13 protein-coding genes and 1 pseudogene are annotated in these 21,912 nt (G+C 57.3%); 7 read left to right on the forward strand and 7 right to left on the reverse strand.

All coding sequences use genetic code 11. The annotated features are described in order from the left end of the window. Positions 1 to 84: 84 nt before the first annotated feature. Positions 85 to 2,787 carry an HTH-type transcriptional regulator MalT gene (gene malT, locus K7H94_RS20165; protein WP_222952365.1) on the reverse strand — a complete coding sequence of 901 codons (2,703 nt, stop codon included), beginning with the start codon at positions 2,785 to 2,787 and terminating at the stop codon, positions 85 to 87. 276 nt (positions 2,788 to 3,063) lie between these two features. On the opposite strand from malT, the gene malP reads away from it, so the two are divergent. Beyond that, complete coding sequence (gene malP / locus K7H94_RS20170; RefSeq protein ID WP_222952366.1) at positions 3,064 to 5,466, forward strand: maltodextrin phosphorylase; 2,403 nt, start codon at positions 3,064 to 3,066, stop codon at positions 5,464 to 5,466. An 8-nt stretch (positions 5,467 to 5,474) separates the two neighbouring features. Continuing rightward, the gene (gene malQ, locus K7H94_RS20175) at positions 5,475 to 7,562 is read left to right on the forward strand and encodes a 4-alpha-glucanotransferase (protein ID WP_222952367.1); all 2,088 of its coding nucleotides are present in this window, start codon (positions 5,475 to 5,477) and stop codon (positions 7,560 to 7,562) included. Positions 7,563 to 7,656: 94 nt separating this feature from the next. On the opposite strand, the gene malM is transcribed toward malQ, so the two are convergent. The 3 genes from malM to malK all read right to left on the reverse strand — a co-directional run bounded on the left by malM (position 7,657) and on the right by malK (position 11,135). Beyond that, entirely contained in the window at positions 7,657 to 8,568 is a 912-nt protein-coding gene (gene malM / locus K7H94_RS20180) for a maltose operon protein MalM (protein WP_058759163.1), read from the reverse strand. Between the two features lie 114 nt (positions 8,569 to 8,682). Beyond that, positions 8,683 to 9,984 (reverse strand): maltoporin, encoded by a 1,302-nt coding sequence (locus K7H94_RS20185; protein WP_058759162.1) that lies wholly within the window; start codon positions 9,982 to 9,984, stop codon positions 8,683 to 8,685. Positions 9,985 to 10,025: 41 nt separating this feature from the next. Next, a complete protein-coding gene (gene malK / locus K7H94_RS20190; RefSeq protein WP_058759161.1) occupies positions 10,026 to 11,135 on the reverse strand; it encodes a maltose/maltodextrin ABC transporter ATP-binding protein MalK in 1,110 nt (369 codons plus the stop codon). A gap of 361 nt (positions 11,136 to 11,496) precedes the next feature. Here malK and malE point away from each other — a divergent pair, with 361 nt between their 5' ends. From malE to malG, 3 genes are read left to right on the forward strand one after another with little or no spacing between them, the layout of a single operon-like run. Further along, a complete protein-coding gene (malE, locus tag K7H94_RS20195; protein ID WP_222952368.1) occupies positions 11,497 to 12,687 on the forward strand; it encodes a maltose/maltodextrin ABC transporter substrate-binding protein MalE in 1,191 nt (396 codons plus the stop codon). A gap of 58 nt (positions 12,688 to 12,745) precedes the next feature. Beyond that, complete coding sequence (gene malF, locus K7H94_RS20200) at positions 12,746 to 14,278, forward strand: maltose ABC transporter permease MalF (protein WP_222952369.1); 1,533 nt, start codon at positions 12,746 to 12,748, stop codon at positions 14,276 to 14,278. 9 nt (positions 14,279 to 14,287) lie between these two features. Continuing rightward, entirely contained in the window at positions 14,288 to 15,178 is an 891-nt protein-coding gene (malG, locus tag K7H94_RS20205; RefSeq protein ID WP_058759158.1) for a maltose ABC transporter permease MalG, read from the forward strand. A 303-nt stretch (positions 15,179 to 15,481) separates the two neighbouring features. Here malG and K7H94_RS20210 read toward each other — a convergent pair whose 3' ends face one another. Both K7H94_RS20210 and K7H94_RS20215 read right to left on the reverse strand, forming a co-directional pair. Further along, complete coding sequence (locus tag K7H94_RS20210) at positions 15,482 to 16,510, reverse strand: methionine synthase (protein ID WP_021509410.1); 1,029 nt, start codon at positions 16,508 to 16,510, stop codon at positions 15,482 to 15,484. Between the two features lie 27 nt (positions 16,511 to 16,537). Next, on the reverse strand, positions 16,538 to 17,521 hold the full coding sequence (locus tag K7H94_RS20215; RefSeq protein WP_058776344.1) for a DUF1852 domain-containing protein: 984 nt from the start codon (positions 17,519 to 17,521) through the stop codon (positions 16,538 to 16,540). A 622-nt stretch (positions 17,522 to 18,143) separates the two neighbouring features. Between K7H94_RS20215 and K7H94_RS20220 the strand changes: the two are divergent. After that, a pseudogene (locus K7H94_RS20220) lies at positions 18,144 to 19,136 on the forward strand (tyrosine-type recombinase/integrase). Positions 19,137 to 19,280: 144 nt separating this feature from the next. Then, the gene (locus tag K7H94_RS20225) at positions 19,281 to 20,975 is read left to right on the forward strand and encodes a thiamine pyrophosphate-binding protein (protein ID WP_222952370.1); all 1,695 of its coding nucleotides are present in this window, start codon (positions 19,281 to 19,283) and stop codon (positions 20,973 to 20,975) included. Here the strand turns inward: K7H94_RS20225 and K7H94_RS20230 are convergent. Continuing rightward, the gene (locus K7H94_RS20230; RefSeq protein WP_222952371.1) at positions 20,965 to 21,885 is read right to left on the reverse strand and encodes a LysR family transcriptional regulator; all 921 of its coding nucleotides are present in this window, start codon (positions 21,883 to 21,885) and stop codon (positions 20,965 to 20,967) included. The two genes, K7H94_RS20225 and K7H94_RS20230, sit on opposite strands and share 11 nt — an antisense overlap. Between the last annotated feature and the right edge of the window lie 27 nt (positions 21,886 to 21,912).

Here is a 21,912-nt window from a genome sequence, read left to right on the forward strand (position 1 = left end):
ACTCCCTCATGCATATATCAAGTCATGCCCAGCGTTAAACGCGCTCTGCGAGGTAATGACATCCACCGCCACACGACTTCTGCCTTAAACGTAGCCCATCAGTTTCAGCATTGACTGCGCCTGGTGCATCGCTTCGGCGCGATGGGTGACGCCCAGCTTCTGGTACAGATTACGGATATGGGTTTTGATGGTGGTCGCCGCGACGTCCAGCTCGCCGGCGATCTGATCGTTGCTGTAGCCGGAATAGATCAGCCCCAGCACCTGCCATTCGCGTTGCGTCAGCGGGCTGGTGCGAATCAGCTCCGGCACATCCGGGTGGTTCAGCAGCCGGCTGACGAAGCCCTCATCGAAATGGGCAAACTTATGCCGGTGATACTTATTGATCTCACTGAGAATGCGCCGGGCCCGATGCTGATCGAGTTCGCTCAGCGTATTGAGCTGAATTAACTGGCGCAGCTGCTGCGCCATCATTTCGCCCTCAATCACGAAGTGGCTGACGAAGCCGGTGCTGCGTGCCAGCTTCAGCGCTTCGATCAGCGCCTGCTGCGCCTCCGCTTTGCGCGCGGTTTGCCAGTAGATTTGATTCAGCAGCAGCAGGTTACGGTTTAAATCACTCATCAGCCGCAGCGCATGCGCATTTTCATTCAGCTCATCGAGGATCACTTCGGCCTGGCTGAGATTGCCCAGCAGAATCTGCGCCCGCGCCACATTGCGCCACTGGCCCTGCAAAAAATGATTGTTGGCAAAGGCGGGTTTATCGGTATGGCGCATCCAGTGGCTGGCGCTCTGCGCATCGCCCGTCATCTGCCAGTAGATCAGCCGCACTTTGTCGGCGTTGGCAATCCAGTCGCTGTGCAGCACGCCGTTATTCATCAGGTTTTCCAGCCGGCTGAGATAGCTGCGCGCATTATCCAGATTGCCGCGTGCCAGCGAGCACTGAATCAATAGCCCAAGGCACTGGATTTGCTGCTGGGGCGGATAGCCTTTCAGGACTTTGATGCCTGCGCGCGCGGCGTGTTCGGCCTCATCCAGCCGGCCCCACGCCCACATCAGCTGCGCACGGATGCGCAGTAAAAACTCGTGCAGCGGGATGTTCGCCAGATGCTGTTCACTTACCAGCACAAACGCTTTTTCCTGAATCTCCCACGCTGATTGTAAAAAGCCCTGCGCGAACAGGATTTCGCTCTGCTGAATCAAACTCCACAGCGCGTAGTGCCAGGCTTCATCGCGGCGCGCCATCTGTTCGGTTTGCCGCATCAGCGCCAGCGAGTTGGTCAGATCGCCTTTGCAATGCATCACTTCGCCGTGCACTGAAGTGGCCACAATGCGGCTGTAGCGACGCGTTTCCGGCAGCGTTTCCAGCGCCAGCCGTGCCAGCCGCTCTGCTTCGTCGGCGTTGCCGTGATTGATGGCCACCTGCGCGCGCACCGCATTGAATTCGCCCTGCAGCGCGGCGTCAATTTCGCAGTCGCAGCCTTCCTCAAAGCGTGCCAGCAGCCGGTTAACTTCAGAAAAGCGATGCTGGCTCTGCATCAGCCAGGCCTGCAGCAGTACCAGTTTCGGACTGGCCAGCAGCGTGCGCCACGGCAGCGCATTCAGCGACTGCTCCAGCAGCGCCAGTTCACTGCGGTTGAACAGCGTCCACGCATGCTGCAGCAGCACGTCGCGCAGCATATCGGTATCGCCGGACGCCAGCGCATGATGAATCGCCTCGCCGGGAAAACCCTGCGCCATCCAGCTTTGCGCGGCCGCGCGGTGAATGGCCGGTAGCTCGCTGGCCAGCTCCCATTCGCAGCGCTGACGCAAAAAGCTGCCGAACAGCGGGTGATAGCTGAACCACTGCCCTGAATCATCCATGCGCTGAATAAACAGCCCCTGACGTTCAATTTCTTCCAGCCGCATGCGCCCGTTGTCTTCACCGGTCACGCAGGCGACCAGCGCATCATTCATCGACTGCAATAACGCGCTCTTCAGCAAAAAATGGCGCGTGGCGGCATCGACGTTATCCAGCACTTCCTCGACCAGATAATCGGAAAGGTGGCTGGCATTAATACCGGAGAGCCGGCGAGCGGAGTCCTGCGCCGATGCCGCGCCCTGACGGGTGGACAGTGCGATCAGCTGTAACGCGGTCGCCCAACCTGCTACATCATCACACAGACGGTTGCTCTCATCCGGCGCGAGCGGCGCACTCAGGCGGCAGTCGAAGAACTGTTTCGCCTCCTGATGGGTGAAGGCCAGCTGCTGGCTGCCCAGCTCCAGCAGTTGTTCACGCACGCGCAGGTTAGCAATACCCAACTGCGGCAGATTGCGGGACAGCACCACCAGCGTCAGGTTATCCGGCTGATGGCGCAGGAAAAAGCGCATCGCTTCATGCACGGCGGGATTAGTGATGTGATGATAATCATCGATGATCAGCCACAGCGGCTGCTGCCACGCGGCCAGCTCATTAAACAGCTGGGCGAACAGCGCATTGAGGTTCACGTACTGACGCTTTTGCGCCAGCGTCTCGCTGCGGCTGCATGCGCCGCGGGTAGCCTGCTGCAGCGCGGCGATCAGGTAATCGGCGAAGCGCTCCGGCTGATTGTCGCCCTCGTCTAATGAATACCAGCCCAGCTCGCTTTTATCAGCCGCCCACTGCGATACCAGCGTGGTTTTGCCGTAGCCCGCCGGGCTGGCAATCAGCACCAGCCGGTAATTCGCCGCTGCGCTGAGCTTTTGCAGCAGACGATCGCGGGTAACCGTGCTTTCAGGACGAACGGGACGACTCAGTTTTGAGGGTATCAACATGGGCGCACGCTTCTCCGTTAACGTTCAGCGCATCATTTTTTTACGCTTCGTAATTAATAGTCATACACGTTCGGAGATTCGGTTACTGAATGCAAGCGAACTGATTAGTTACGCTTTACAAAAGCGAGTGTTATCACACTCCTGCCGCGCTTTCAGATTTACCTCAGCCTCTCCACCCTCCCTGTCCTCCCCGTGGAATTTTTTACAGGAGGAGGTAGCCGCCTGGCGGCAGCGTCACACTGCCTGTAACCCTATTTATTCGACTGGAGTTTCCCTATGGCACTGCCCACATTTGACCCTGACCGTTTTTCTGCCGCGCTGGTGCGCCAGTGGCAACGTTTTGGCCTGCCGGATGCGCAGGAAATGAGCCCCGACCAGTGGTGGCATGCGCTGAGCGGCGCGCTGGCCGAACTGCTGGCGGATATACCGGTGCAGCCGGCCGCTGGCGGACAGCGCCACGTTAATTATCTGTCGATGGAGTTTCTGCTGGGCAGGCTGACCGGCAACAATCTGCTGAATCTCGGCTGGTACGACGGCGTCAAAGCGACGCTGGCCGCAGCAGGCGTGACGCTGAGTGACGTGCTGGAGCGTGAAACCGATCCGGCACTGGGCAACGGCGGTCTGGGACGGCTGGCCGCCTGTTTTCTCGATGCGATGGCGACCACCGGCCAGCCTGCGCTCGGCTATGGCCTGAACTACCAGTACGGCCTGTTTCGCCAGCATTTTGTCGGGGGTGCGCAGCACGAACAGCCGGATGACTGGCAGCGCGATCGTTATCCCTGGTTTCGCCACAACGCGGCGCTTGACGTGCAGGTCGGACTGGGCGGCAGCGTGACCACCATTGACGGCGTGGCGCACTGGCAGCCTGCTTTTGTTGTGCAGGGTGAAGCCTGGGATCTGCCGGTGGTCGGTTTCCGCAACGGCATCACGCAGCCCTTGCGTCTGTGGCAGGCAAAGCATGCCCGACCGTTTGATCTCCAGCGTTTCAACAACGGCGATTTCCTGCGTGCGGAACAACAAGGCATTGAGGCGGAAAAACTGACCAAAGTGCTTTATCCGAATGACAACCATCAGGCCGGCAAAAAACTGCGTCTGATGCAGCAGTATTTCCAGTGTGCCTGTACGCTGGCGGATATTCTGCGCCGTCATCAGGCCGCGGGACGAGCCATCGAAACGTTAGCGGATTATGAAGTGATCCAGCTGAACGATACCCATCCAACGCTGGCCATCCCGGAGCTGTTGCGCCTGCTGCTGGATGAGCACCGGCTCAGCTGGCAGGACGCCTGGCGCATTACTCAGCGCACCTTCGCCTATACCAACCACACGCTGATGCCGGAAGCGCTGGAGTGCTGGAACCTGCGCCTGGTGCGCAGCCTGCTGCCGCGCCATGTGATGATCATCAATACGCTCAATGCGCAGCTAAAACAGCAGGTTGAGGCGCGCTGGCCGGGCAATCAGGCGATCTGGTCAAAACTGGCGCTGGTGCACGATCAGCAACTGCGCATGGCAAATCTGTGCGTGATCGGCAGCTTTGCAGTCAACGGCGTGGCGGCGCTGCACTCGCGTCTGGTGGTACAGGACCTGTTCCCCGAGTATCACGCGCTGTGGCCGGAGAAGTTTCACAATGTCACCAACGGCATCACACCGCGTCGCTGGATCAACCAGTGCAATCCGGCGCTGGCGGCGCTGATCAACAAAACGCTGCAGCGTCCGTGGCTTAACGATCTCGATGCGCTGCAGGATCTGTCGCCATTCGCCGATGATGCCGCCTTCCGCGCCGAATATCGCGCCATTAAGCAGCACAACAAGCAGGCACTGACAGAGTGGATCGCCGCCCGAACCGGCATTGCGGTGCAGCCTGATGCGCTGTTTGACGTCCAAATCAAGCGGCTGCACGAATACAAACGGCAGCACCTGATGCTGCTGCACATGATTGCGCTGTGGCAAACGCTGGTCAGCGATCCGCAGGCCAATCTGGCTCCGCGCGTGATGCTGTTTGGTGCCAAAGCGGCGCCGGGTTATGCGCTGGCGAAAAACATCATTTACGCCATCAATAAAGTAGCAGAGACCATTAACCACGATGCGCGCGTCGGCGACCGGCTGAAAATTGTCTTTATCCCTGATTACAACGTGTCGGTTGCCGAGCGCCTGATCCCGGCCGCCGATCTCTCGGAACAGATCTCTACTGCGGGCAAAGAAGCATCCGGTACCGGCAATATGAAGCTGGCGCTGAACGGCGCACTCACCATCGGTACGCTGGATGGGGCCAACGTTGAAATCGCGCAGCAGGTCGGTGAAGAGAATATCTTCATCTTTGGCCATACCGTAGAGCAGGTCAGCGCGCTGAAACAGGCCGGTTACTCGCCATTGAACTGGCGCAGTAAGGACGCGCAGCTGGATCGCGCGCTGATCGCGCTGGAAGATGGCACCTTCAGTAACGGCGACCGCACGGCGTTCAGCGATCTGGTCAACAGCCTGGGCGCGCAAGGCGGCGATCCTTATCTGGTACTGGCTGATTTTCGCCACTATCTCAACGCGCAGCAGCAGGTTGAAGCGCTGTGGGCCGATCCTGAGGCCTGGACGCGCGCCGCAATCCTCAATACCGCGCGTTGCGGCATGTTCAGTGCCGATCGCGCCATTCGTGACTATCAGCAACGTATCTGGCAGGCCAGCCGCTAAGGAACGCCATGAAACCCAAAGATGCTCTTGATCGCCGTGCTGACGCGCTTATTGCTGCGGAATATATTGATGCGCACGGAAAACCGCAGCAGATTTCTGCTCTTACCCATCAGCGTCTCGCTGCGCTGATGCAGGCCCCTGCGAACGGCTCCGCACCGCTGCCGCCGGTGGTGATTTTTTATGTCGGACAGCCACTGAGTCTGGCACCGGTGCTCAGCGCCGACGCGGAATGGCAGTTGACGAGCGAAAGCGGCGAAAACTGGTCCGGGCGCTGCCAGCCGGGTGAAGCGTTGGTGTTGCCCGCGTTGCCCGCCGGTTATCACCATCTGACATTGACCCAGGAGTTACAGTGTCACCGTTGCCCGATTATAGTGGCACCCCGCCGCTGCTACGAACCTGCGGAACTGCTGGCGGGCGAATCGCTGTGGGGCAGCTGTATTCAGCTTTATACGCTGCGCTCTGCGGCTAACTGGGGCATCGGGGATTTCGGCGATCTGCGGCAAATGATCGCTGAAACCGCGCGGCGCGGCGGCGCGTTTGTCGGGCTCAATCCGCTGCACGCGCTGTTTCCTGCCGCACCGGAGAGCGCCAGCCCTTACAGTCCCTCTTCCCGGCGCTGGCTCAACATCCTCTATATCGACGTGGGCGCTGTGGCAGATTTTGGCCTCAGCGACGCGGCGCAGGCCTGGTGGCAAGCTGAGGAGACGCAGCAGGCGATTCGGGCAACGCGTGATGCCGCGTGGGTGGATTACACTGCCGTCACCCGGCTTAAGTTGCAGGGACTGCGGCTTGCCTGGCAGCAGTTTCGCCGGCGCACGGCAGATGATGGACAGGCGCAGGCGTTTGCGGAGTTTGTGCGTGCCGGGGGCGACAGCCTGCTGCATCAGGGACTGTTTGATGCGCTGCACGCGGCGCGCAGCGCCCAGGATGGCACGGGCTATGGCTGGCAACACTGGCCGGCCGAATGGCAGCAGGCCCACAGTGCAACAGTGCTGGCGTTTCGCATTGAGCACAGCGACGAGGTGCGTTTCTACATGTGGCTGCAGTGGCTGGCGGCAGAGCAATTCGCCGCCTGCTGGCAGCTGTGTCAGCAGCAGCAGATGGCGATCGGGCTGTATCGCGACCTGGCGGTGGGCGTGGCGGCGGATGGCGCGGAAACCTGGCGCGATCGGCAGCTTTACTGCCTGGACGCCAGTGTTGGCGCGCCACCGGATATCCTCGGTCCGCTCGGTCAGAACTGGGGATTGCCGCCGATGGACCCGCAGGTGATGGCCGCGCGCGGCTATGAACCGTGGATCGACCTGCTGCGCGCCAGCATGCGCGACTGCGGCGCGCTGCGCATTGACCATGTGATGGCGCTGCTGCGTTTATGGTGGATACCGAAGGACGAAAGCGCGGCGCACGGTGCCTATGTGCACTATCCGGTGGATGATTTGCTGGCGATTCTGGCACTGGAGAGCCAGCGCCATCGTTGCATGGTGATTGGCGAGGATCTGGGCACCGTGCCGGAAGCCATCGTTGATAAACTGCGCGACGCCGGTGTGTACTCCTACAAAGTGCTCTACTTTGAGCAGGAATCGCAGCGCCACTTCCGCGCGCCAGCGACGTGGCCGCGTCAGGCGATGGCCGTTACCACCACCCATGATATGCCGACGCTGCGCGGCTGGTGGCAAAGTGACGATTTGCGGCTGGGCAGTGCGCTGGGGCTGTACCCCGATCGGGCGATTCTCGCTGGCCTGTATCGCGATCGGCGCCTGGCTAAACAGGCGTTGCTGCGTACGCTGTTGCGCAGCGGTGATCTGCCGCCGCGCCGCCGCTTCCGGCGGGCCAGCGTGCGCATGAGTCATCAGCTTAGTCAGGCGATCCATCGCTATCTGGCCCGCAGCCAGTGTGCGCTGCTCGGTTTGCAGCCGGAAGAGTGGCTGGATATGGCACTGCCGGTCAACGTGCCGGGCACCGTCGATCAGTATCCCAACTGGCGACGTAAGCTTAGCGTAACGCTGGAAGCGATGGCGGAGGATGACAGAATCGATGCATTGCTGACGGCGGTACAATCACGTCAGCGTCAGCGTCAGCGTCAGCGTCAGCGTAAGTAGCACGAAACCGGCCTGCTGCGTGCAGGTCGGAGTGCCATAAAAAAGGTGCGCCTAAGCGCACCAGGTGGGGCAACTCAGCACTGTCGGGGCAGTTTCACCCCTTGCCTTTAACACTGCTGATAAAGGTTTGCCGCGCCGATGTCGATCCCAGACGCTCCGCTTCATCCAGCAGCTTCAGCGCTTTATCGATATTGCCCTGTTGCACCGCCTGACGAATGCTCTGATTGAAATAGCTTTCCGTCTCATTTACCAGCGGTGCCGGTTCAGGCGCTGGCGCGCGCGCCGTCGTGGCGGCCATGGCCGGCCGGGTGCTGCCAACGGTGACAGCGGCAGGCGCGGCTGAGCCAAACAACGGGCCAACCAGAATCGACGAGCCGGAGCTGGTTGCCACTTTCAGTTTGATTTTGCCGTCGCGACTGTGACGCGCCACCGGATCGGGAATATCCGGTACCGCATGGCCGGTGCCTTTGGCATAAGCTTTGGCCGGATCCAGCAGCGTCGTGGTCTGGGTTAAATCCTTGTCGGTGGTGAACACCAGCAAATAGATCTTCTGCTGGCCCGGCACCGGCGTCAGCTTCATCACCCCTTCCAGCCGATCGGCGCTCATCACGCCGGGCTGCTGATAGCTAAAGAAGCGACTCGGAAACCACGCGGCCGGCTGCAGGTTTTCATCCAGTACCAGCACATTGGGCGCAAAGACCTGATTGTGTACCACCTCGCTGCTTAGCGTAACCGTCAGCTCGCCCTGATTGGCAGGCAGGCTGTAAGCCGCGATGGCCCCTGTTAAGCCACGTACATCCAGCGGCGTTGCGCTTTGCGTCAGCGTGGTGGTTTGTGCACGCGTTGCATCCACCGGCTGCCAGCTGAGCTGCTGCAGCCGGGCGGTGGGAATGGCGGGTGCCGCGGAAAGATCCTGCGGTACCAGATTGATGTCGGCCTGAACTGGCATAATGACGCCGGTCAGCAGCGCGCTGCTCAGGCAGAAGGCGATAAGATGTTTTTTCATTGTGATATCCCAACAAGCTGTCAGGCAGCGACGTGGGCCAGGCAATGGCTGCCGCTGTCCGAAAACGCCGTGCGTCTGCCGCACGGCGGATGTTTGCTTAACCTGCGCAGCGCCTTACCACCAGATTTCCATCTGTGCGCCGAAGGTCCACTCATCGTTGTCGCCACGGCTGTTGGTGAACAGACCGTTGCCGCTGCTGTCCGCCGCGGCCAGCGAAGTGATATCGCCGGAGGCGTCTTTGCTGTAGCCCCACTTCTCATCCCATTTGGCGTAGGTGGCGAACAGGCGCAGCGCCGGACGTGACCAGATGCTGTCGCCAGCCTGCCACTGCTGCGCCAGGGTGATTTTGTACTGACCGTTGCGTTCGCTGACCTGCTGTGACTTGACGTTGTCATAGCCTACTTCCAGCAGGGTGCTCATGATGGGCGTCCATTTGTACATAGGACGTACGCCGACGGTGTACCACTCGGTTCCGCGGTTGTTATCCAGATCGACGTTCTGGTACATCGCCACGTACATCAGATCCCAGCGATCGGCCAGCGAGATCGCACCGTGATCCAGGATGCGGTACATATTACCGTTGTTATTGATGTTGCTGCCCTGCGGCAGGCCTTTGCCCTGCGAGGTCAGCGCATCAGTGGCGTACTGCAACACAAACTTGTTGTAGCCTTTCAGCATGCTCTGCGTGTGTTCCGCGGTGAACATCCAGCCATCTTTCGACGCGCCGTCGTCTAAGCGATAGCCGTCACGCGCGTTGGCGCGGCCATAGTCGACACCCAGTTCCAGCACGCCATTGGGGTTAGTTTCCAGGCCGGCGAGACGCACATCAAAAACGTCATTGGCGGTACTGGTGGCGTAATCACGGATCTGGTCACTGGAGAAGGTGTAAGAGCCGCCCGCTTCGGAAGAGCGTGTCGCGGCGAACGAGAGCTTACCAAACCCGAGATCGACATCTTCCAGACCGGCGCCCGGACCGGAGATATCCCAGTAGTAGAAGTCGATCATGTGAACATCATGACGCTGATAAAAGCGTTTACCGGCCCAGATGGTGGAACCCGGCAGCGCATCGATCAGGTTTTTACCTTTAACGTTGGCTTCACGGAAGGCCGGTGAGGTCGCTTCCCAGTCATTCTGCTGGGAAACGGAATAGGCGACGTTGGTATCGAAATAGAAACTTTTATCGCCCTCTTTCCACACTTCCTGGCCCAGTTTCAATTCAGCATAGGTTTCACATTCGTTGCCCAGACGGTATTTGCTTTGCGCGCCGGTAGCCTGAAAGCACTGTTGCTCGCCGCCGCTGCCGGTCCAGCCGATACCCGAACGGGCGTAACCCGTAAAATCGACCGCCATGGCTTGAGCGGAGAGCGTACCCGCTGCGATGGCAATCGCGACGGGAAGTTTGCGCAGAGTTAACATTTTCTATCTCCTGAGGTCATTGCTTTTATTGTTTTGCAGGGCTAAACACCGGGTTCCTGATGCAGCCTGCGGCAGGCGCTCCCGTCCTCGCGGAACAGGTGACAACGCTCCGGCGGCAGGCCAATACCCATCAGGGCGCCCTCTTCTACCAGCACCACGTCCTCCTGGCGATACACCAGGTTCTGACGAATGGCGGGGATCTGGATATGGATTTGCGTCTCGTGGCCGAGCTGCTCAACCACCTGCACTTCGCCCTCCAGCGTGACATCGGCGATGTCGCTGGAGAGCAGATGTTCCGGACGAATACCCAGCGACATGTTGCTGCCGACCTGGACGCCGGCGCTCTCCACCGGCAGCCAGACCCGCTGATCGTTGGGCAAGCGCACCTGCACCTGATCGATGGCGGTGGCGGTCACTTTGACGGGCAGAAAATTCATGCGCGGCGAGCCGATAAAACCGGCAACGAAGCGGTTAGCGGGATAGTGATAGAGTTCGAGCGGCTTGCCGACCTGGGCGATGCGACCGGCGTCCAGCACCACGATCTTGTCGGCCAGCGTCATCGCTTCGATTTGATCGTGCGTAACGTAAATCATGGTGCGCTTCAGGCGTTTATGCAGGCGTGAGATTTCAATGCGCATCTGTACGCGCAGCGCGGCATCAAGATTGGACAATGGCTCGTCGAGCAGAAACACACGCGGTTCGGCCACCAGCGTGCGCCCGATGGCCACGCGCTGCCGCTGTCCGCCTGACAGCGCTTTGGGTCGCCGTTCCAGCAGGTGCGCCAGCTGTAACACCTCCGCCACCTGATTGACGCGCTGCTGGATTTCAGCACGCTTTACGCCGGCCAGCTTCAGGCCAAACGACATGTTTTCGGCCACCGAAAGGTGCGGATAAAGGGCGTAAGACTGAAACACCATGCCGATACCGCGCTCAGCGGGCGGAACATCGTTCATACGCTGACCGCCAATCAGCAGATCGCCGCGGGTGATGGTTTCCAGGCCGGCGATCATGCGCAGCAGCGTTGATTTGCCGCAGCCGGATGGACCGACGAACACCACAAATTCCCCTTCGCCGATCTCCAGATTGATGTCTTTTGATACCTCGGTATCGCCCCAGGCCTTGGTGACATGGTGTAACGCAACGCTCGCCATGATGCTTTCCTCTTCGCAGGCTCATGCTTGCCTGCAGCACCGCAGGCAGACTCCGGCGACCACTATGGGCAGGCGCAGACGGCGCAACATCCTCCACCGTGTGGGTTTTTACTGGGGGATGAGGCGGGAGGAGGAGTACGCGCACGCCAGCCGCGCCGGCGCGACGTTCTCGGCAATTTTGTGAGCTGTCACGCAGAGCTGACGCGTCAATAGTGTGCGCCAGCGCGTATTAAGGCGCTGTTTTGCAACCGCGATCACGGCTTAGTGCCGTTGGGCGTAGAGCCCAGGAGGATGAAGAAATGGCATAACGCCGCAAAATGATGCCACTAATGATTTCCGCTTCCGCTAACAGGATGGAGTTATGACAATGAAAACCGGCGCACGCGTTCTGGCCCTTTCCGCCCTTACGGCCGTACTGTTTTCGGCTTCGGCCGTGGCCAAAATTGAAGAAGGTAAACTGGTCATCTGGATCAACGGTGATAAGGGCTACAACGGCCTCGCCGAGGTAGGCAAAAAATTCGAGCAGGACACCGGTATCAGCGTGACGGTTGAACATCCTGACAAAATGGAAGAGAAATACCCGCAGGTCGCCGCGACCGGGGATGGGCCGGACATCATCTTCTGGGCGCACGATCGCTTTGGCGGCTATGCCCAGTCAGGACTGCTGGCCGAAGTCACACCGGATCAAAACTTCCAGCAAAAACTGTTTCCGTTTACCTGGGATGCAGTGCGCTTCAACGGCAAGCTGATTGGCTATCCGGTTTCTGTGGAGTCGCTGTCGCTGATTTACAACAAAGATCTGCTGCCCACCCCACCGAAAAGCTGGGAAGAGATGGCGGCGCTGGATAAGCAGCTGCGCGCCAAAGGCAAGAGCGCCATCATGTTTAACCTGCAGGAACCCTATTTCACCTGGCCGCTGCTGGCCGCCGGTGGCGCCTATGCTTTCAAAAAGACCGATAGCGGCTATGACGTGAAAGATACCGGCGTCGACAACGCCGGCGCGAAAGCAGGCATGCAGTTCCTCGTCGATCAGGTGAAAGCCAAAATCCTTAATGCCGATACTGACTATTCGATTGCCGAAGCGGCCTTCAATAAAGGACAAACCGCGATGACCATCAACGGTCCGTGGGCGTGGAGCAATATCGATAAAAGCGGCATCAACTACGGCGTTACGCTGTTACCGACGCTGAACGGCAAGCCGACCAAAACCTTTGTCGGCGTACTGAGCGCGGGCATCAACGCGGCCAGTCCTAATAAAGAGCTGGCCAAAGAGTTTCTGGAAAATTACCTGCTGACTGACGCCGGTCTCAACGCGTTTAACAAGGACAAGCCGCTGGGCGCGGTCACCCTGAAGTCATTCCAGCAAACGCTGGAGAAAGACGCGCGCATCGCCGCCACCATGAGCAATGCGCGTAATGGCGACATCATGCCTAACATCCCGCAGATGGCGGCCTTCTGGTATGCGATGCGCACCGCGACGCTGAATGCGCTGAGTGGTCGTCAAAACGTCGATGCGGCGCTGAAGGATGCGCAGGCGCGTCTCAATAAGTAATGCTGTTACGGAGCCGACGGCTGTCGGCTCGCCACTGGCTGTTAAGGAACACCGTATCATGTCAGGAATACCGCAAAAGAGACGGCACAGCCTGGTGCTGCGCAGCCTGCTGGTCGGGATCGGCTGTCTGCTGGTCGGCTACCTTCTGGTGCTGATGTATGCTCAGGGTGAATACCTGTTTGCGCTGGTCACGCTGGTAGTCAGCGCGGCAGGCCTGTGGATTTACACCAACCGGCGCGCCTATGCCTGGCGCTATGTGTATCCGGGACTGGCCGGCATGGCGCTGTTCGTGCTGTTTCCTCTGGCCTGTACCGTCGCCATTGCCTTCACCAACTACAGCAGCACCAACCAGCTCAGTGAGGCGCGCGCGCAGCAGGTGCTGCTGAGTCGCCAGTATCAGGCCGGGGACGCGATGAACTTCGCGCTCTATCCGCAGGGCGATCGCTGGCAGCTGGCGCTCAGCGCAGGCGAAAGCAGCTTCCTGTCCCCGCCATTTACGCTGGGTGGTGAACAGCAGCTCAGCCTCACGCCAGCCGCGCTGCCCGCCACCGCGCGCGCCAGCTTAAAAATCATTACCCAAAACCGTCAGGCGCTGAGTCAGTTAACTGCCCGACTGCCGGACGGTCGCGAGCTGGTGATGAGTTCGCTGCGCCAGTTTTCCGGCACGCGGCCGCTGTATGTGCTGGACGCACCGGGACAGCTGAGAAATCAGCAAAACGGCGCCCGCTATCAGGCCAACCGGGACACGGGGTTCTATCAGCAGATCAACGCCGATGGCAGCTGGGCCAGCGAACAGCTCAGCCCCGGCTTTACCGTTGGCGCGGGCTGGAAAAACTTTGCCCGCGTGTTCACCGACGAAGGCATTCAGAAACCGTTCCTGGCGATATTTGGCTGGACGCTGCTGTTTTCGCTGTTGACCGTGCTGCTGACGGTCGCGGTGGGCATGGTGCTGGCGTGTCTGGTGCAGTGGGAAGCGCTGCGGGGCAAGGCCATCTATCGCGTGATGCTGATTCTTCCCTACGCGGTACCGGCATTCATTTCGATACTGATTTTCAAGGGGCTGTTTAACCAGAGTTTTGGCGAAATCAACGTCATGCTCAATGCGCTCTTTGGCTTCAAGCCAGCGTGGTTCAGCGATCCGACACTGGCGCGCGCCATGCTGGTGATCGTCAATACCTGGCTGGGTTATCCCTACATGATGATCCTGTGCATGGGCTTGCTCAAGGCGATCCCGGACGATCTGTATGAAGCGTCCGCGATGGATGGCGCCGGGCCGCTGCAGAATTTCTTTTTGATTACGCTGCCGCTGCTGCTGAAACCGCTACTGCCGCTGATGATCGCCAGCTTTGCTTTTAACTTTAATAACTTCGTGCTGGTGCAGCTGCTGACCAATGGTGGCCCCGATCGACTCGGCACCACTACGCCGGCGGGCTACACCGATCTGCTGGTCAACTACACCTGGCGCATCGCCTTTGAGGGCGGCGGTGGTCAGGACTTCGGCCTGGCGGCAGCCATCGCCACGCTGATCTTCCTGCTGGTCGGTGCGCTGGCGGTGATTAACCTGAAAGCGCTACGCATGAAGTTTGATTAAGGAGGCGTTATGGCCATGGTACAACCGAAATCGCAGAAGCTGCGTCTGCTGCTGACGCATCTGCTGCTGCTGCTGTTTATCGCGGCAATCCTGTTCCCGCTGCTGATGGTGATTGCCATCTCGCTGCGCAGCGGCAATTTCGCCACCGGCAGTCTGATCCCGGAACAGATTTCCTGGGAACACTGGCGGCTGGCGCTTGGATTCAGCGTTACTCATGCCGATGGTCGCGTGACGCCACCGCCCTTCCCGGTGCTGCTGTGGCTGTGGAATTCGGTGAAGATCGCCGCCATCAGCGCACTGGGGATTGTGGCGCTCTCGACCACCTGCGCCTACGCGTTTGCCCGCATGCGCTTCGCCGGTCGCGCCAGTTTGCTTAAGGGCATGCTGATTTTTCAGATGTTCCCGGCGGTACTATCGCTGGTGGCGCTCTATGCGCTGTTTGACCGGCTGGGGCAATATCTGCCGTTTCTCGGCCTCAATACCCACGGCGGCGTGATTTTCGCCTATCTGGGCGGCATCGCGCTGCACGTCTGGACCATTAAGGGCTATTTCGAAACCATCGATGGTTCGCTGGAGGAAGCGGCGGCGCTGGATGGTGCCACGCCGTGGCAGGCGTTTCGTCTGGTGTTGCTGCCACTTTCGGTGCCAATCCTCGCGGTAGTGTTTATCCTGGCGTTTATCGCTGCGGTCACCGAAGTACCGGTCGCCTCGCTGCTGCTGCGCGACGTCAACAGCTATACCCTCGCGGTCGGGATGCAGCAGTATCTTAATCCGCAGAACTATCTGTGGGGCGATTTCGCCGCGGCGGCTGTGCTGTCCGCCATTCCCATCACGCTGGTGTTTTTACTGGCGCAGCGCTGGCTGGTGAGCGGGCTGACGGCGGGCGGTGTAAAAGGGTAAAGATTCATCAGTGCCACTGCTTCCTCAACGGCAACCACCTGTTGAGGTTTTGGCGGCCAATGGCCGCCGTTTTTATTGCAGGCATAAAAAAAGTGGAGCGCTGTGGCCCCACTCTGTTTGCTGACTGCGCTGTATTATTCCGGCAGTGCGTGATCGCCCACCTGATTCTTCAGGATGGTATTGCCATCGGCGACATACTGGCGGCCTTAGAGGCGGCACGGCTAGGATGTTAATGATAAACGCTCAGTCCATAGGGTATTTAAACCCTGCGGACTGAGTCAGAGACAAATAAGGCGTTACGCGTTAGCCCTGCAGTTCTTTCCGCACAATCTCTGCGCCGGCACTTAATGCCTGCAGCTTACCGTAAGCCACATGACGCGACAGCGGCGTCATGCCACAGTTGGTGCTTGGATAGAGTTTATCGGCATCTACAAACTGCAGCGCTTTACGCAGCGTGGCCGCCACTTCTTCCGGTGTTTCGATGGTGTTGGTGGCGACATCAATCGCGCCAACCATGACTTTTTTACCACGAATCAGTTCAATCAAATCCATCGGAACGCGTGAGTTCTGACACTCCAGCGAAACGATATCAATGCCGGAACTCTGCAGTTTAGGGAAGATCTCCTCATACTGGCGCCACTCGGTACCCAGCGTTTTCTTCCAGTCGGTGTTGGCTTTGATGCCGTAGCCGTAGCAAATATGCACCGCGGTCTCACATTTAAGCCCTTCGATGGCGCGTTCTAAGGCGGCAATGCCCCAGTCATTCACCTCGTCGAAAAAGACGTTAAAGGCGGGTTCGTCAAACTGAATAATATCAACGCCCGCGGCTTCTAATTCGCGCGCTTCCTGGTTGAGAATTTTAGCGAATTCCCAGGCCAGCTTCTCACGGCTTTTATAGTGATCGTCATACAGCGTGTCGATCATGGTCATCGGGCCAGGCAGCGCCCATTTGATTGGACGCTGCGTCAGCTGACGCAGGTATTTGGCATCATCGACAAAGACCGGTTTCTGCCGGCTCACTTCGCCCACCACGCCGGGTACGCTGGCATCATAACGATTACGGATGCGCACCGTTTTACGATTCTCAAAGTCAACGCCGTTAAGGTGTTCGATAAAGGTGGTGACGAAGTGCTGGCGCGTTTGCTCGCCGTCGCTGACGATATCAATACCGGCCTGCTGCTGGTCGTCCAGACATAAACGCAGTGCGTCCTGTTTGCCCTGAATCAGCTCATCGCCCTGCAATTTCCACGGCGACCATAATGTCTCTGGCTGCGCCAGCCAGGAAGGTTTCGGTAAGCTGCCAGCCGTTGACGTCGGTAATAATGTTTTCATTAATCAATAACCTTATTTATTCGTTAATCAAAGAGCGAAATGATCAGACCACTGTTTCAGAATGCTGTGGTAAGGCTTAATAAACTGCTCTTCGGTAAATTTACCCTGCTCAATCGCCAGGCGGGTACGCTCTTCGCGATCGTAAACAATTTTGGTCAGCGAGTGATCCTGATGATAAAGGTCTGGCTGATATTCAATGCCCGCCGGTGAGTTCGCATTGTAAATCTCCGGGCGGTAAATCTTCTGGAAGGTTTCCATGGTACTGATGGTGCTGATCAGCTCCAGGTTACTGTAATCACTGAGCAAATCACCGGCGAAGTAGAAGGCGAACGGCGCCACGCTGTTGGCCGGCATGAAATAGCGCGCCCTGAGTCCCATTTTTGCAAAATAGAGATCGGTCAATGAAGATTCATTTTGCTGATACTCAATGCCCAGCACCGGATGCTGGTTACCGGTACGACGGTAGATATTTTTGCTGGAGACGCTGAGGCAAATGACCGGCGCTTTGCGGAAGTTGGCTTTATACGTCTCTGAGTTGACAAAATGGCGGAAAATATTGCCGTGCAGCACGCCGAAGTCATCCGGAATACTGAAACCGGAACGGCCTTTATTATGCTCGGACAGCAGAACGCTGAAATCATAATCACGCACATACGAAGAGAAATTGTTGCCGGTGATGCCTTCAATGCGCTCGCTGGTTTTTTTATCAACGATGTTGGTCTTCAGGATCTCAATCGCCGGAAAGCTTTTGCCCTCGCCGCCTGCACCCAGATTCATTTCCACAGAAATGATATCCAGTTCAATCGCATAGCGATCGCCTTTCGGGTTGTCCCAGTTCGCCAGCGAATTGAAACGGTTATTCATCATGATCAGCGCGTTGCGCAGATTCTCTTCACGATTGCTGCCGCGCGCCAGGTTGGCAAAATTGGTGGTAATGCGCGTATCTTTGGAAGGATTGTAATTCTCATCGAAGCGCGTGCTTTTTATACTAAAGGTAAAATCATTTTTCATCGCGAGCGGGCATCCTGATTTCTGCTTGCAACCTGACGCGGTTCTCTCCTTTGCCGGAGTTCCAAAATCGTTACAGGATTGCAAATTCAGCAGTGGTCATATTGTCGAAAATATTTAACATGACCTTAGTTATGCCAGAGTCCCTGCGTGAGGAAAAGTGATTAAATTTCAAAGCAAGATGAGCTAACTTCATGTTGCCTGCACCAGGCTCGCGCTGAGGGTAAGTAAGCAAAGGTTGGGCAAAAAACCTGCAAAATCAGGCGCTAATCTGCGCTATCACACTGCCCATCCTTAGCCTGACAGCTGACGGGGCGTTTGTCAGGTGAAAAAACTTCACCATCGCCGTTTTTCATCCCCTTTAGCGCTGTCCATCCAGATTTTCAGCGGTTAGAATAGCTGACTTCATATAATTGGCATTATATGAAGTCAGGATCCGCAGGATCATCACCTTTGGTTAACATGATGCAGTGTGTCTGCGCCACGCCGTGCATAAAAAACCGGCACCGCTACGTTAAATCTGGCGGGTGATGACCCTGCAACATGCACAGAATTCACGTAGCGACGTCATAAATTAATGAGTAAAACGGATACCCTGCCCGGGATTACCGCCAGCCCGGCCCTGATGCATAGTGCTGATGAGGATATTGCTGAACGCCTGAGAGAATTTGTCAGTGATAAAGAGGCATTTTCTGATAACACGTGGCGACAGTTGCTGAGCGTTATGCGGATCGGCAGCCGCTGGGCGACGGAACATGGCCGGCAATTTTTTCCGATGGATCCTGCCGATCTGCGTGATTACCTGCTGTGGCTTCAGGCATCGGGACGCGCCTCTTCTACCATCGCGACTCATGCGGCATTAATTTCCATGTTACACCGTAACGCCGGTCTGGTGCCGCCCAATGTTTCGCCGCTGGTGTTCCGCGCGGTGAAAAAAATCAATCGCAGCGCGGTGATAGCCGGTGAACGTGCCGGCCAGGCCATCCCCTTTCGCATTCGGGATTTACTTAAGCTGGATCAGCGCTGGGCGGGCTCTGATCGCCTGCAGAAACAGCGCGATCTGGCATTTTTGCATGTAGCTTACGCCACGCTATTACGCATTAGTGAATTGAGCCGCCTGCGGGTGCGTGACATTTCGCGTTCGGCCGATGGCCGTATCATTCTTGATGTCGCCTGGACCAAAACCATTGTGATGACCGGGGGACTGATTAAGGCACTCGGGGATCTCTCATCACAACGTCTGACCGAATGGCTGGTGGCATCCGGGCTGATCGCTGAACCCGACGCGTTCATTTTTGGCCCGGTGCACCGCGCCAACCAGGCGCAGATTGTCTGCGATAAACCGCTCTCGACCCGCGCGCTGGAGGATATTTTCGTCCGTGCGTGGCGTTAAGTGGGACCGGGCACCGGCTTGCAACCCAATAAGAATCGCTATCGCGGCTGGTCGGGACATAGCACCCGGGTCGGTGCCGCCATCGACATGGCCAGCAATAAGTACAGCACCGCGCAGATCATGCAGGAAGGCACCTGGAAGAAGCCGGAAACGGTGATGCGCTACATTCGCCACGTTGATGCGCATGCCGGGGCGATGGTGGATCTGATGAATGGGCACCTTTAATCACGCGGCTTTGCCTCATAGTCATACCTTTTAGGGTATCAAACAGGCCAATCTTAGTATTGGAATCAACGCTCACCCTGCTTCTAAGATAAATTCAGCCCGGAAACTGGCGGATTATTAACCGATAGTCAGAGGTGAACAACGATGAATAAACCGATTGCAAAATTAAACGACATCCCGGTACGCCGCGGTGGTGATGTCCTGCTGGAAGTGTTAGAGAGCGAAGGCGTTGAGTATGTGTTCGGTAACCCAGGTACGACTGAATTACCGTTCATGGACGCCCTGCTCCGAAATCCCAACATCAACTATGTGCTTGCCTTGCAGGAAGCCAGTGCGGTTGCGATGGCCGATGGTTACGCGCAGGCTGCCGGTAAGCCCGGTTTTCTCAATCTGCACACGGCCGGTGGTCTGGGACACGGCATGGGCAATCTGCATAATGCGGTTTGCTCGCAAACGCCATTAGTGGTGACGGCTGGCCAGCAGGATTTACGCCACAGCATCACCGATCCCCTGCTGTTGGGGGATTTAGTGAGTATGGGTAAGATTTTTTCCAAATGGTCGAAGGAAGTCACCAGCGTTGACCAGTTACCAATCCTGGTTCGCCGTGCTTTTCATGATGCGGATGCTGCGCCCAAAGGCCCGGTTTTCCTCTCTTTACCGATGGATGTGATGGAAGCCATGAGCGCCGTTGACATCGGCGCGCCGTCTAACGTTGATCGTAAAGCGGTCGCAGGTTCACTGCCGCTGTTAGCCAAAAAATTAGCCGCCTTTACTCCCGGCAAGGTCGCGATTATTGCCGGCGATGAGATTCATCAAAGCGGCGCGGCGGCGGAAGTTGTCGCACTGGCTGAGTTGCTGGCCGCTGACGTTTATGGCTCAACCTGGCCGAATCGGATTCCTTATCCCACCGCGCATCCTATGTGGCGAGGCAATCTCTCTACTCAGGCGACGGACATTGCCAAAGCGCTTGATCAATACGATGCAATCTTTGCGCTCGGCGGTAAATCGCTCATCACCATCCTCTACACCGAGGGGCGTGCCGTGCCGGAGCATTGTAAAGTGTTCCAGCTCTCAGCTGATGCCGGCGATTTGGGACGAACTTATCGTAGCGAGCTCTCAACTCTCGGCGATATTAAATTATCACTGGCGGTGCTGCTACCTGAGCTGAAAGAGGCTACCGCGCATAATCGCCCGGATTATCAGCGTCGTTTCGCGGCTGCGGCAGCACAGTTCGAACAAACTAAAGAGAACTTATTACAGTCGGTACAAGAGCAGCAGTCGGCCACGAAGATCACGCCATTGATCGCCGCATTTGAGGCCGCGCGCGCTATTGGTCCGGATATAACCATTGTTGACGAGGCCATTGCGACCTCACAATCGCTGCGTAGATCGCTGTCGAGTAACAGAGCAGATCAATATGCTTTTATGCGCGGTGGCGGTCTGGGCTGGGGCATGCCCGCTGCAGTGGGGTATTCCATCGGACTGGGCAAAGCCCCTGTTGTCTGTTTTGTTGGGGATGGTGCGGCAATGTATTCGCCTCAGTCGCTGTGGACCGCCGCCCATGAGCAATTGCCGGTAACCTTTATTGTGATGAACAATACTGAATATAATGTTCTTAAGAACTTTATGCGGTCTAAAGAAGATTATACCTCGGCGCAAACCAATCGCTTTATCGCCATGGATTTGGTAGATCCTGTGATTGATTATCAGGCACTTGGCACCGCGCTGGGGCTGAAAACGCGTAAGATTGAGGTGGCTTCACAGATCGCTGCGGCTGTCGAGGAGGCTATCGCCAGCGGTAAACCCAGCCTGATCGAAATCGTGATTGCTAAGAACTGATGCGGGTATCCGATGCCGTGCTTAACTCCTCTGCGAAGGCACGGCATTGGTTAACAAAGTGTTCCAGCGCTGGATTTTTATTATCAGAAGACCACATCAGGATATTTTCGATGGTATTTGCGTCCGCAATTTTCCGATAATTAATGCCTCTTATCTGCGCTGTCGCCATACTTGCCGGAATGATGGCCACCCCTAATCCATGAGTGACGAAATTAACGATGGTTTGCTGGACGGAAACCTCAACGCCAATATGTGGACTAAAACCGGCTTTCAGACATTGATTAAAAATTCTGTCATAAAGCAGCGGCGACATAGGGCGAGGCACAATGATAAACGGGTCATTGGCCAGCGTTTCCAGGGTGAAATTTTCAACACTGGCCTGGGGATGATCCGCAGGAAGCGCGACAATTAACGGTTCACGCAATAACACCAGTGAGTTAATTGCGGAGCTGGTGACTTCCGAAAAGCTGATCGCAACGTCCAGCCGTCCATCCTCCAGCGCAGCGTTTAACCCGGTCGGGATCATTTCCTGGAATTGCAGATCAATACCGGGATAATTCATTCTGTGTTTCATGACCAGTTGCGGCACCACACTGTACGATGCGTACATGGTTGCGCCCAGCTTAATCAATCCCATTTGCCCTTCTGAAACAGCCTGCACATTATTACACGCCTGCTGCATCATTCTTAATACGGCGTAAGCATCTTTTAAAAATTGCTCGCCGGCAAAGGTGAGTTTCATGCCTTTGGCATTACGGGTAAACAGTTTCGCACCCACATCACGTTCGAGCTGCGCTATTTGTCTGCTTAGCGGTGGCTGCGAAATATTCAACTTGTCTGCTGCCCGGCCTATATTCCCCACTTCTGCCACGGTACAAAAACTCATTAGCTGATTCAGTGTTGGCTTCATGACTGCGCTTCTCACGCATAATCTGAC

The organism is Pantoea dispersa (genome assembly GCF_019890955.1).
GTDB lineage: Bacteria > Pseudomonadota > Gammaproteobacteria > Enterobacterales > Enterobacteriaceae > Pantoea > Pantoea dispersa.

Coding starts and splice junctions, on each gene's coding strand:
- malP (WP_222952366.1), top strand. CDS start 3,064: ATGGCACTGCCCACATTTGACCCTGACCGTTTTTCTGCCGCGCTGGTG.
- malK (WP_058759161.1), bottom strand. CDS start 11,135: ATGGCGAGCGTTGCGTTACACCATGTCACCAAGGCCTGGGGCGATACC.
- malF (WP_222952369.1), top strand. CDS start 12,746: ATGTCAGGAATACCGCAAAAGAGACGGCACAGCCTGGTGCTGCGCAGC.
- K7H94_RS20210 (WP_021509410.1), bottom strand. CDS start 16,510: ATGAAAACATTATTACCGACGTCAACGGCTGGCAGCTTACCGAAACCT.
- malG (WP_058759158.1), top strand. CDS start 14,288: ATGGCCATGGTACAACCGAAATCGCAGAAGCTGCGTCTGCTGCTGACG.
- K7H94_RS20215 (WP_058776344.1), bottom strand. CDS start 17,521: ATGAAAAATGATTTTACCTTTAGTATAAAAAGCACGCGCTTCGATGAG.
- malT (WP_222952365.1), bottom strand. CDS start 2,787: ATGTTGATACCCTCAAAACTGAGTCGTCCCGTTCGTCCTGAAAGCACG.
- K7H94_RS20230 (WP_222952371.1), bottom strand. CDS start 21,885: ATGAAGCCAACACTGAATCAGCTAATGAGTTTTTGTACCGTGGCAGAA.
- K7H94_RS20225 (WP_222952370.1), top strand. CDS start 19,281: ATGAATAAACCGATTGCAAAATTAAACGACATCCCGGTACGCCGCGGT.
- malQ (WP_222952367.1), top strand. CDS start 5,475: ATGAAACCCAAAGATGCTCTTGATCGCCGTGCTGACGCGCTTATTGCT.
- malM (WP_058759163.1), bottom strand. CDS start 8,568: ATGAAAAAACATCTTATCGCCTTCTGCCTGAGCAGCGCGCTGCTGACC.
- malE (WP_222952368.1), top strand. CDS start 11,497: ATGACAATGAAAACCGGCGCACGCGTTCTGGCCCTTTCCGCCCTTACG.
- K7H94_RS20185 (WP_058759162.1), bottom strand. CDS start 9,984: ATGTTAACTCTGCGCAAACTTCCCGTCGCGATTGCCATCGCAGCGGGT.